The sequence below is a fragment of the Pseudoalteromonas sp. 78C3 genome (assembly GCF_002836695.1).
Taxonomy (GTDB): Bacteria; Pseudomonadota; Gammaproteobacteria; order Enterobacterales; family Alteromonadaceae; genus Pseudoalteromonas; species Pseudoalteromonas arctica.
Map to the genome: position 1 here is coordinate 96,081 of NZ_PJAV01000171.1, position 11,963 is coordinate 108,043.

An 11,963-nucleotide genomic window follows, 5' to 3' on the forward strand; every position below is an offset into this window, starting at 1 on the left:
TTCCTTATTCTATTCTTTGTGTAAACCGAGTTTTATTAAGAGTAACATTACACATTAACACCCGTAAGTATTAATTAATTAAACTAAGCAACTCATGTACTGTTTTAACTGGGGTAATTTTAGCGCCCAGCCCTTCCATCGACTTATGGTAATTACGAAATGGAATATATATTTCTGTAAAACCATGTTGTGCCGCTTCTTTAACACGTGGTACTCCACTGTCAATTGGGCGTACATCGCCATTTAAGCTAAGCTCACCCATGATACACGTGGTACGAGGCACAACAAATTCGTTTAAGCTGCTAAGTAACGCGGTTACTAATGCTAAATCAATACAAGTTTCTGTTTCATCTATTCTTAGGCCACCCACAATATTAAAAAACGTATCGTGGAATATTTTGGTTTTAGTGTGTTTGCGTAATATGCCAGTCAGCATTTTTATGCGGTTCATGTTTAAACCAACGCAAACACGCTGCGGAAATTCCGCCTCGGTTTCGGTAGTTAAACATTGAATTTCAAGTAGTAAATTTCGATTACCTTTACGGATACAGGTAATTGTAGAGCCTGGCGAGTCAGTTGTAGACCCCGATAAAAATATTTCGCTCGGGTTATCAACGCTTAACATCCCACGTTCGCACATTTTAAAAATGCCAACGGTATCTATATCACCAAAGCGGTTTTTATTTGCCCTAAGGGTTCGAATTTGCCCATCATTGGTGTCTATGTGTAAAAGCGCATCGACAATATGTACAAGTGTTTGAGGACCTGCTATTTCGTTATTTTTATTTACATGAGCAATAATGAACATGGTTACATCATTTTGCTTACAGTATTGAGTCAATGCTTGGGCGGCACTTTTTACTTGCGAAGGGGAACCTGGGCTACCATTTGCCGTTTCGGTTACAACCGCTTGAATAGAGTCAATAACAGCAAACTTAATTTTATTTTTCTCGAGCTCTTCAATGATGGTTTCAACACTGGTTTCTGAAAGTAAATAAAGCTCGTCAGGGTTATAGTTTAACTTTAAACGATTTACCCTGTTTTTAAACTGCGATAATGACTCCTCGGCCGTACAGTAAAGTGACGGCATACGTTGTGACATTCTCGCGACTAGGTCAGATAGCAAGGTTGTTTTACCAGCACCTGGATCACCCGAAATTATATTAACAGAGCCGGTAGTTACACCACCGCTTAGCACACGATCGAGCTCGCCAATTTCTGTCAGCTGTTTTTCTGCCTCTGACGTAGCAATATCATTAATTTTTTTAGAGCCGCCACCAGCACCGCCAGCATAACCACCTACATTTGCTCGAACTGACGCTTTTTTACTCTGCCCTGCTGAAGGTTTAAATTCTGCTAATGTGTTCCACGCACCGCAGCGGCATTGACCCTGCCAACGTGGGTAGTTCATGCCACATTCTGTACACACAAACTCTATTTTTGCCGCTTTAGTCATTTATAACCTTATCTACGATTCTCTAATTTTAAAAACATTTACTGTTAATAACTTATTTTGCCACTTCAAGCATTTACTTAGCAACAAACTCTTGCCTGCGTAAAAATCTAGCGTCACAATCATTAAATACACATGGTGTTTCTTTTTAGCTATAATTTAGGGCATACTTTTTGCTTTGAAATAGTTTAAAGTAACTTGCCAACAAAATGGCATATAACACATAATAACAAGAGCTAAACAGTAGTAACTAAAATAATTGTACCTATATTAATAACATAGCGCGATTTAACGTTTATTGAACTTCTAATAAATGGACTTAACAGTATACCTACTTTTTCAATTAGACGGTGATGGTTTTATAAATGGCTGATGACATAATGCTCAAACACGAAGACCTCGTGAATGAGTTAAAAACATATTTAGGCAATGCTAAATTTGACCTAATTTTCAAATCAAAAACCGCTGGGTTAACCAAACCTGAGCAATTTTTGATGAAAATGGAAATGTCACGCTTATCTCAGCCAGTGGCACGCTTTGTTGATCTTCGTGGATTAGTGACGGGCCAAGTAAAACCGTATGAGCATAACGGCAAACAGCACTTTATGGATGACACAGCCATTGAAGTGTTTGAAAAAGCACTTAAACAGCATGGTGAATATACCCTAGCCGTTTACGAAGCCGTAATGAATACAGAAAATAACCACCGCGTATTACAAAAACAAGCCGCCGAAAAATCAGAACTACAAGAATCAGAAAGTAACTTAAGCACTGAAGTAATTAAGTTTGCCTCTTACGAGAGCCGCCGTGAAGAACGGATGAATTACTCAATAAAAGTAACTATTGATTACAAAGATAAAAAGAACATTGCTGCTAGCACCTCAGATATATCTTTAAGCGGTTGTAAAGTTAAGCTTGCAACGCGCTACTCTATAAAAAAAGGTGAACTAATAGCAATGCGCTTGGTAGGCCTTGAACAAGACTTTGAACTTGGCCTAAAGAACGGTATTCAATACGAGGTTGTTGCCGTTGAAAATATCTCTCGTGAATACAACCACATTCGCTTAAAACGCACTTATATCGAAAATAACGATGCCTTTAATGACTTTTTAGAAAGCTTTATTCACGGTAATAAACGTCGTTATAAAGTAAATTTAGATAACACGCTCGATGCTGTAGTATCAAAGGGGTATGAGCAATACTACATCCCTCGTGTAACGTCTTTATATGTATTTTTAAGCAAAAAAGATGAACAGTATTACCCAAGCCTTAGCCTTACTACTGAAAATAATATTTTTATCCAGCGCTATTTTACCAATGAAAGAAAAACACCGTGTTTGTACAATATACTCAATCATCAGCGCATTACACAATTACTAACCCAAATTACCGCGGTCAAAGAAGATTACCTCTATACATTTACACATATATCATCGGGTAAAATTTACTATTACTCCGCGACACGAACTGAGCTAAATAATAACCCTAAATTACGTGATCTATTTTTAGGTTTTGGTAGCCAAAAAGAAAGTTGGCAGTGCTTTAAAATACAAATAATGCCAAGTCATCCAGATGATTCTTTTATACCGCTTTCATTACCTAATAGTGCTGGCGCTAATATTGAAAAACTCAACAAGCCGCCTTCCCCTCGAGTTAAAGGCCTTATAAAAGACGTTAAATATATTGTTGTACTTACAAGTATTGGCAATAAAACAGAGCAAGCAGATTATAAACAACTTACTTTTGATAAAGCGTTAGTAAATCAGCTTAAGCATTTTGGCCACGCCAAACATAAAACGCCACCTTATTTAGATATTGTGCCACTTGAATACGTAAATTTACGCTCGCATAAGCGCTACCTTTATAAAACACCAGTTAGTGTCACTATTAATGATGAAGTATTTAACGGTTATACACGTGACTTTTCTGTAATGGGTTTGCAGTTAGAGTGCGAGCAACCAGTCACATTTAAAAAAGGCGATATAGTACTTTTAACATTTCCTGAGCTTCAAAAAATAACTAAAAAGCATAAACTTAGCGAACTAAAGTACGAAATAATGGCCATTAGTAAGTCATTCACTACTATTAACCTAAAAGCGAATCGTGTTGCTGATTTACCCCATGCTGGCGTGACTTTTTTCACTCAGCTAATAGAAGGTAATAAAGACAAACTTAAAGTATCTGAAGAAGCGCCAAAAGTAGAAGGCTTATCTACTGCACTTAGAAATATGGTTACAAAAAGTGTATGCCAATTTCCGCTGTATTTACACAAAGAAGCTGCACACTTTAAAACAGGTGCAATTGGTTATGGCTTATACGCCAGTCCTATGCATGTTATTTTGCAAAACTTTGGCTTATTAGGTAACAAAACTGACTTTTCGAGTATTCTTACCGAAGAGCAAATTATTAATGTAATAACGCCTAATATTAAAGATCGCAGTCGCCAAGATGCACCGCTTGCTTTTACACTCGCTATTAATTTCGACCCTCGTAAGGGCAAAATTGAAGAGGCTATTGTTAGCCAATGCGCTTTAGGTGAAGACTACTCCAGCTTTTATAAACAAATTAGTAAAGACATTACATCACAACTTATATTTGTGATGCGTTTGTATATTTCGCGCACAGGTCGCCCCGATACTGACTACCTATCAAACGAGCTAAAATACGTAAGCCAATACGCTATGCATAAAGCAAAAGATTTAGAGGAAGCTTTATGGGCTGTTGCGGGTGTGGGGGACGTAGTAGATATAACTGAAGAAGCTCTAAGCCATTTAGAGCTTAAAAAAGAGCAAGTTGAACAAATGGGCCGCCGTAAACTAATTTGGTTAAACCGCTTACGCTAAGCGGTTTAACTTAAACAACTTTAAAGAGCGGGCTCTTTATCTAACGGAATGGCCAACATATACAACAATTGTAATAATGACCCTTCACAAATAGCCGCTTGTGCTTGCTCAACTACTTTAGGTTTGCCATGCACTGCTACACCTAGGCCAGCTTTTCCCATCATGACTAAATCGTTTGCGCCATCGCCAATAGCAACTGTTTGCGACTTCTCAAGCCCTAGTTTATGTTGTAACGACTCTAGAATAATTGCTTTTTGTTGTGCATCTACAATTGTACCCAGTACTTTACCTGTTAGTTTATCGTCTTTAAACTCGAGTACATTAGCGTGCACTTCATCTAAATTAATAAGCTCTTGAACGCGCTCTGCAAACGGTACAAAACCACCTGATGCAATTGCTAAATACCAGTCATGCTGTTTTAGAATTTGACACAGCACTTTAATACCCGGCATGAGTGGCAATGCACTTTTTAGTTCTTCAATTAAGCTTTTTTCAATACCAGCCAGTTTAGCTACGCGCTGATTTAAACTCTCGCTAAAATCAAGTTTACCCGCCATTGCAAGTGCGGTTACAGAGGCTACTTCGTCGTAAACATCCGCAAGGCGTGCTATTTCGTCTATGCACTCAATAGTTATTGCAGTTGAATCCATATCCATAACCAATAAACCAGGCTCATATAAATTAGGCGCAGTAGCAACTTGCACTAATTGACAATCTAGGGTGTTTGAAAACTCTTGTAGCACTAACGGGTTTATAGCTTGATCGGAGTTTTGCACGTAAAAACACAGTGCTGGAGCTAACCCTAAATCTGGTTGATATTGACATATAGCACTGACTGTTTGGTTATGCGTAGCTAAAAAATCAATAATGCTAACAATGTGTTTTTCTTCAAAATCACCCGCAAATGCGATGCTAAATAACCCTAATGCTTTGTTTGGTATATAATTGAGAGGTGTAAATACACCACCACTATAGCTAAACCATTTATTTAGAGTTAAGTGTTGTAATGGTTGCTCAGCAGCTTGCTGTGCCATGTTGATTTGCGACATGGGATCTCCGTGTTTATTTTTATTTTCCTGATAATTGGCATATCATAACTGGTATTCTCAACACTAAATTCGCCATCAGGTGGGGTTTAAGGTTATAGTTAGTGTAGTTGTAACATCAAATCAAAATGCTGTCAGTAGCATAAACGGTGACTATGAAAAATAACCATATTAAAAACCCTATTACTGCTTCTCAAAGAAAACGACTTGTTCGCTTAATACTAGCGGCTGGTTGTTTTGTATTACTAAGCTGGGTAGGTGTTAATAGTAGTTTTCAGAGTCATCAGTTACTTTATGATAGTGCCGATAGCACGGCAAAAAGCCTCACTCAGTTTATGGCTTTAAATGTTAAAACACCGCTTATTGAAAAAAACAAACCACAGCTCAACGCCATTTGTAACGATATAAGTAAAGATGAATTTGTACTTTCTGCGACTATTTATGATCAACAAGGCATTTTAATTGCTAGCAGTGACAATTGGCAGTCACACCATATTTATGGACAACTTCCTGACTCTACACCGGGTATTAGTAAGCTAAAAACACCTTTTATGGAACCCGTGATAAGCGATGATGACCGCCCTATAGGCTTTGTGTCTGTTACTTATTTAACTCGCGCCGCAATATCCGACAGCCACAACCATTTTCACGATTTAGGTCGGCAGGTACTATTAATGCTAGTGATTGCGTGTATTTTTACGTGGCAATTAGGCCGAGGATTAAAACGCTGGCAGGTAAATCGCTATATGCAAAAAACATCTGAACAAGAATCGTAAAGCTTCTTTGCAAGCGTCCCTCTTTCACTATGTGGCTTTAAATCACATAACGCGTTAAATACATCAGGTATATGCAGTGGCGTGTTAACTTCACCTTGATGACCGCTTAACGGCATTGAAGGTGAGTCGGTTTCAAGCACTAAGTGCTCAGGCTCAATAGCAGCAATAACAGCGCGTGTTTTAACTGCGCGATCATAGGTAATAATGCCGCCTACGCCAAGCTTAAAACCCTGCTTAATATAGTACTGCGCTTGTTGAAGTGAGCCCGAAAAGGCATGAATCACTCCCCCGTTTTTTGGCTTACACCGCTTAAACGATTGCGCAATTAAATCATGGCTTTGCCTATGATGCACAATAAGCGGTAAGTTAAGCTCATTAGAAAGCCCTATTTGCTGCTCAAATAAATAAGTTTGTTTAGGAAGGTTTTCAATACTTCGATCAAGCCCGCACTCCCCAATAGCTACCAACTGATGCTTATTTGCAGTCGCGAATTCAAATAACGCTTCTATGTGCGATTCGTTATGTTGCTCTAAAAAGTAAGGATGTAGCCCTGCGGCTATTTTTATACTTAGGTAAGTTGCTTTGAGTTTTATGAGAGTATGCGATTGAGCAAGCGTAATCCCCGGCACAACAAACTGATTAACTCCCTTTGCTACACACTCGTTTATGAGCGATTCACGATTCGAATCAAACTCGCTAAAGTCGAGGTGGCAATGAGAGTCAATAAATTGCACGGTTACTTACTCATCTATTTATTAAGGGTTTAAGCGTGTAATTTGCCAGCTATTATCTGCTTGGCGCTGATATATAAAGCGATCATGCAAACGATGCGCCCCACCTTGCCAAAACTCAATTTTAGTGGGCACTACACAATATCCGCCCCAAAAATCAGGAAGTGGTATTTCACCTTTAGCAAACTTATTTTTCATGTTGGCGAAGGTTTCCATGAGTACTTTACGTGATGACACCGGACGACTTTGCGCTGACGCCCACGCTGCTAATTGACTTTCTTTAGGACGAGATAAAAAATACTTTGCCACAGCAGAGGTAGGCAATGGTTTAGCCTCGCCATATACAATAACTTGGCGTTCCATGTGGTGCCACGGAAAGTGCAGCGATATTTTGTTATTACCTTTAAGCTCTTGCGCTTTACGCGAACCTGTATTGGTAAAAAAGACAAAACCGTTATCATCCAGATGCTTTAAAAGCACAATGCGCTGTGAAGGTTGACCGGTTTCATCAACAGTTGCTACAACCATCGCAGTTGGATCGGGTAACTGGCTTGCCACTGCATGCTCAAGCCATGTTTCAAACTGCTTGAATGGATCATCTTGCAAGTTATCTTCGCTTAACGCGTCTTGCAGGTATTCACGGCGGATATCTTCGAGTTTCATAACAAATCCTTTAAATAAAGCCTTAGAAAAGAGCTTAGAGTAGCGAGCTTAAAACAATAGATGTTGAGTAATAACAAATATTAAGATTCAGGTGCATTCGATAGCAATAACACCGAGTCTCGAGTGTATTCGATAGCAGTAAACATAGAGTCTCAGGTGTATCGATAGCAATAAACACAGAGCCTCAGGTGCATTCGATAGTAATAAACATAGAGTCTCAGGCGTATCGTTGGGTTTCGTTTCACTCAACCCAACCTACAACGTAAACTACACAACTCAGATATCTGCAAGTGTAGAAGTGCTGACAAGACGGAGTGCTTTTTTATGCCAAGGAGCATACATTTAGTATGTGACTTAGGCTAAAAAAGCACGACAACGCAGTCAAAGCGAACTACACGCAGCATACGGTTTACCTAAGTAGTTTAGCCTAAGACAAGGCGTCCAATCCGGCTTATCCCTATGAGCATACGGTTTGTATGTGATTAGGGTAAGTCGGATTGGATAACGCAGTATTAGGTTAAAATACGACGGTGATTACATTTGCTCCATAACTTCAATGCCTAGCAAATCTAATCCCGTTTCTAATGTTTTAGAAACCAAATTACACAGCACTAAGCGGCTATCGCGCACGCTTGGCTCTACGCCCTCTTTAAGTACTGGGCAGGCTTCGTAAAATGTCATGTATAAGCTTGCTAGCTCATATAAGTAACCACATAGTACGTGCGGTGTTGCTTCGCTGATCATTAAATCAAGTACTTCTTCAAGCTGTAGTAGCTTAAGTGCTAGTGCTTTTTCTTGAGGCTCAATAATTGCAACATCTGAATTTAATGTAGCTGCATCAACGCCTGACTTACGGAAAATACTGCGTATACGTGTATAAGCATATTGTAAGTAAGGGGCGGTTGCGCCTTCAAAGCTTAGCATGCTGTCCCAGTTAAAAATATAATCGCTGGTACGGTGCTTAGAAAGGTCGGCGTATTTAACTGCGCCAATACCTACTTTACGTGCAATCTCGCTGCGATCGCTATCACTTAAATCCGATTCACGTTCAGCTAGTTTTGCAGCTGCACGGTTAATTGATTCTTCTAATAAGTCAGCAAGTTTTACTGTGCCGCCAGTACGTGTTTTAAATGGTTTGTTATCGGCGCCCATCATGGTGCCAAACGGGCAAAACTCGTAACTTGTTTCGTCTCGTAATAAACCTGCTTTACGCGCTGTAAGCTCTACTTGATTAAAGTGTAGGTTTTGACGTGCATCTACAAAAATTAAGATACGATCAGCACCTAATTTATTTGAACGGTAATCACATGCTGCTAAATCTGTTGTTGCATATAAAAAGCCACCGCCAGATTTTTGTACGATAAACGCTGAAGGCTCGCCATCTTTATTAGCTAGCTCATCTAAAAATACAACTTGTGCACCTTGCGACTCTACGGCAATGTTTTTATCTTTAAGTAGGCTAATAATATCGTTGAGCTCTGCGTTGTATGCGCTTTCAGCCATAATATCGGCTTGAGTAAGCGTTACATTTAAACGTTTGTATACTTCTTCAGAGTGCTTAACTGAGGTGGCTATAAATAGTTTCCAAAGTTTTTCACAGTGTGCGTCGCCGCCTTGTAATTTAACAACGTAATTACGTGCTTTATCTGCAAAGCCTTCTTCATCGTCAAAGCGCTTTTTAGCATCGCGATAAAAGGTTTCTAAATCAGCAAGCGCTACAGAATCTAAATCTACACCTTGGCTAATTTGATCTTCTAAATGCGCGATTAACATACCAAATTGCGTGCCCCAATCACCCATGTGATTTTGACGTACAACCGTATCACCTCTAAATTCAAGCGCACGCACAATTGAGTCACCAATAATGGTTGAACGTAAATGGCCTACGTGCATTTCTTTAGCAAGGTTTGGTGATGAATAGTCAACAACCACTTTTTGCGGGTTAGCATGCTCGTTTACAGCAAGCTTTGCATCACTGTTAGCGGCTTGTACGCTTTGCGCTAAAAACTCAGGCTTTAAATGAATATTAATAAAACCTGGGCCAGCAATTTCAGTCTTTTGAGCAATATCGCTTACATCAAGATTATCTATAATTTTTTGCGCAAGCTCACGTGGGTTGCTTTTCATTTTTTTAGCCGCGCCCATTGCTGCATTAATTTGGTAATCACCAAATTGTGGACGTGTGCTTTGTGTTACTGCTGGGTTTGTATCTTCAGGTAAGCCTGCGCCCGCCATAGCGGCAATGGCTTTTTCGATTAAAATAGTACGAATATTCATATTTTTTACCTTTGTAAGCCCGCCAAAGCAGGCTTTCAGTTAACTGTAGTCAGTCGATTCTAGTTTTCGCGAGTGTGGTTAAATGTCACTTCTGGGTAACGCTCTACGGATAAATTAAGATTTACACGGCTCGGCGCAATGTAAGTTAAGTTATCACCACCATCGAGTGCTAAATTACTTTCGCACTTGCGCTTAAAGTCTTCAAACTTTTTCACATCGTCACTGCTTACCCAACGCGCTGTATTTACGTTTACACCTTCGTAAATAGCATCTACGTTATATTCGGCTTTTAAGCGCGCTACAACTACATCAAACTGAAGTACACCTACCGCGCCCACAATTAAATCGTTGTTTATAAGCGGTCTAAATACTTGCACAGCACCTTCTTCAGAAAGCTGTACTAAGCCTTTTAATAATTGCTTTTGCTTAAGTGGATCGCGAAGACGAATACGGCGGAATAATTCAGGCGCAAAGTTAGGGATACCGCTAAATTTAAGTTTTTCGCCTTGTGTGAACGTATCACCAATTTGAATGGTACCGTGGTTATGCAAACCAATAATATCGCCCGCGTAAGCGTCAGCTGCGCGCTCACGATCGCCCGCCATAAAGGTTACCGCATCAGAAATGCTCACTTGCTTGCCAATTCGCACGTGATTCATTTTCATGCCTTGGCTGTACTTACCCGATACAATACGCATAAATGCAATACGGTCACGGTGCTTAGGGTCCATGTTGGCCTGAATTTTAAATACAAAACCAGTAAAGTTTTCTTCAGTTGCGACAATAAGTCTGTCTTCGGTTTCACGAGGCAGTGGCGTTGGTGCCCATTTAGTTAAACCATCTAAAACGTGGTCAACACCAAAGTTACCAAGTGCGGTACCGTAATAAACTGGCGAAAGCTCACCTGCTAAAAACAGATCTAAATCAAATTCGTTTGATGCGCCAATAACAAGCTCAAGCTCATCGCGTAATTGCGCAGCTAAATCTTCACCAATGGCAATATCAAGTTCTGGGTTATCAAGACCTTTAATGGTACGAACTTCTTGAATTTTATGACCCTGACCTGTTTTGTATAAAACAGCTTCGTCATTATGAATGTGATAAACACCTTTGAACTCTTTACCACAGCCAATTGGCCAAGTAATGGGTGCACAGGCAATATTTAGCTCTGTTTCAACTTCGTCAAGCACTTCCATTGGGTCGCGAATTTCACGGTCACATTTATTCATAAACGTAACAATTGGCGTTGTACGCAGGCGTGTAACTTCCATTAGCTTACGGGTACGATCTTCTACACCCTTTGCCGCATCAATAACCATTAAACACGAATCTACCGCAGTTAATGTGCGGTAAGTATCTTCCGAGAAGTCTTCGTGTCCTGGCGTATCAAGTAAATTAACAAGTGCGTTGTTATATGGAAACTGCATTACAGAGGTAGTAACAGATATACCACGCTCTTTTTCCATTTCCATCCAGTCAGACTTTGCATGTTGGTTAGAACCACGGCCTTTTACGGTACCGGCTCGTTGAATCGCTTGTCCGAATAACAATACTTTTTCGGTAATGGTTGTTTTACCAGCATCTGGGTGAGAGATGATAGCAAAGGTTCGTCGTTTATTAATTTCGCTAAGGAGATTTTGATCTGCCATTAAAAAAGTTCTTTTAGTTTGTATACGGATATTATCCACTTTAAGTATGCTGAGCTTTCAAGGCTTAAATAATACCAATTGCATTAAATTAGCGTTCTATTATAGCGATAATAAAATAGCGCAATAACAAGGCGAAATTATCACATAGAGTTATTCTCTATGAATAATTTTTAACGTAGTTAGTGAGTTATTTAATACGCTAGAACGATCTTGTTTTAATAAAATTGGTATAGAGCAACCTCGAAAGCTCAACACACCATCAGAAAAGCCCTAAATTGGCCCTTCACATGCGATCCGTTATGTTAATCGTAATTGAAGACTATTTTCGCTGATCTTGGCCTTATAAACAATCAATGGTTGGTTATTAGCTGATCTTTTTTATTAATATGGATTTTGGGAAGCCTAACTGCAAATGAGGTACAAAAAATCAGTAATAAGCCAAATAAATAGGATCAGCACACAATACACCAAGCCTCTGCACACCATTAGAATTTTTAAGCCTTGCTTGAGAAGATAACCTAGTGG

8 protein-coding genes are annotated in these 11,963 nt (G+C 39.5%); 2 read left to right on the plus strand and 6 right to left on the minus strand.

Annotated elements, in window-relative coordinates; genetic code table 11:
• Positions 1-70 precede the first annotated feature (70 nt).
• Positions 71-1,456, minus strand: a complete 1,386-nt coding sequence (gene radA / locus CXF76_RS18205; RefSeq protein WP_024590039.1) for a DNA repair protein RadA — start codon at positions 1,454-1,456, stop codon at positions 71-73.
• Between the two features lie 362 nt (positions 1,457-1,818).
• Between radA and CXF76_RS18210 the strand changes: the two genes are divergently transcribed.
• The gene (locus CXF76_RS18210) at positions 1,819-4,296 is read left to right on the plus strand and encodes a PilZ domain-containing protein (RefSeq protein ID WP_024590040.1); all 2,478 of its coding nucleotides are present in this window, start codon (positions 1,819-1,821) and stop codon (positions 4,294-4,296) included.
• A gap of 20 nt (positions 4,297-4,316) precedes the next feature.
• Here the strand turns inward: CXF76_RS18210 and serB are convergent, their stop codons facing one another.
• Complete coding sequence (gene serB, locus CXF76_RS18215) at positions 4,317-5,345, minus strand: phosphoserine phosphatase SerB (RefSeq protein WP_024590041.1); 1,029 nt, start codon at positions 5,343-5,345, stop codon at positions 4,317-4,319.
• A gap of 152 nt (positions 5,346-5,497) precedes the next feature.
• Here serB and CXF76_RS18220 point away from each other — a divergent pair, with 152 nt between their 5' ends.
• Complete coding sequence (locus CXF76_RS18220) at positions 5,498-6,118, plus strand: AhpA/YtjB family protein (RefSeq protein ID WP_007581635.1); 621 nt, start codon at positions 5,498-5,500, stop codon at positions 6,116-6,118.
• On the opposite strand, the gene CXF76_RS18225 is transcribed toward CXF76_RS18220, so the two are convergent.
• The 4 genes from CXF76_RS18225 to prfC form a co-directional block, all read right to left on the minus strand.
• On the minus strand, positions 6,085-6,852 hold the full coding sequence (locus CXF76_RS18225) for a TatD family hydrolase (RefSeq protein ID WP_024590042.1): 768 nt from the start codon (positions 6,850-6,852) through the stop codon (positions 6,085-6,087). The two genes, CXF76_RS18220 and CXF76_RS18225, sit on opposite strands and share 34 nt — an antisense overlap.
• Before the next feature lie 21 nt (positions 6,853-6,873).
• Positions 6,874-7,512, minus strand: coding sequence for a pyridoxamine 5'-phosphate oxidase (pdxH, locus tag CXF76_RS18230; RefSeq protein ID WP_010553172.1), 639 nt, complete (start codon positions 7,510-7,512; stop codon positions 6,874-6,876).
• 534 nt (positions 7,513-8,046) lie between these two features.
• Complete coding sequence (gene argS / locus CXF76_RS18235; protein WP_007581630.1) at positions 8,047-9,789, minus strand: arginine--tRNA ligase; 1,743 nt, start codon at positions 9,787-9,789, stop codon at positions 8,047-8,049.
• A gap of 59 nt (positions 9,790-9,848) precedes the next feature.
• On the minus strand, positions 9,849-11,438 hold the full coding sequence (gene prfC / locus CXF76_RS18240) for a peptide chain release factor 3 (protein ID WP_007581628.1): 1,590 nt from the start codon (positions 11,436-11,438) through the stop codon (positions 9,849-9,851).
• Positions 11,439-11,963 lie beyond the last annotated feature (525 nt).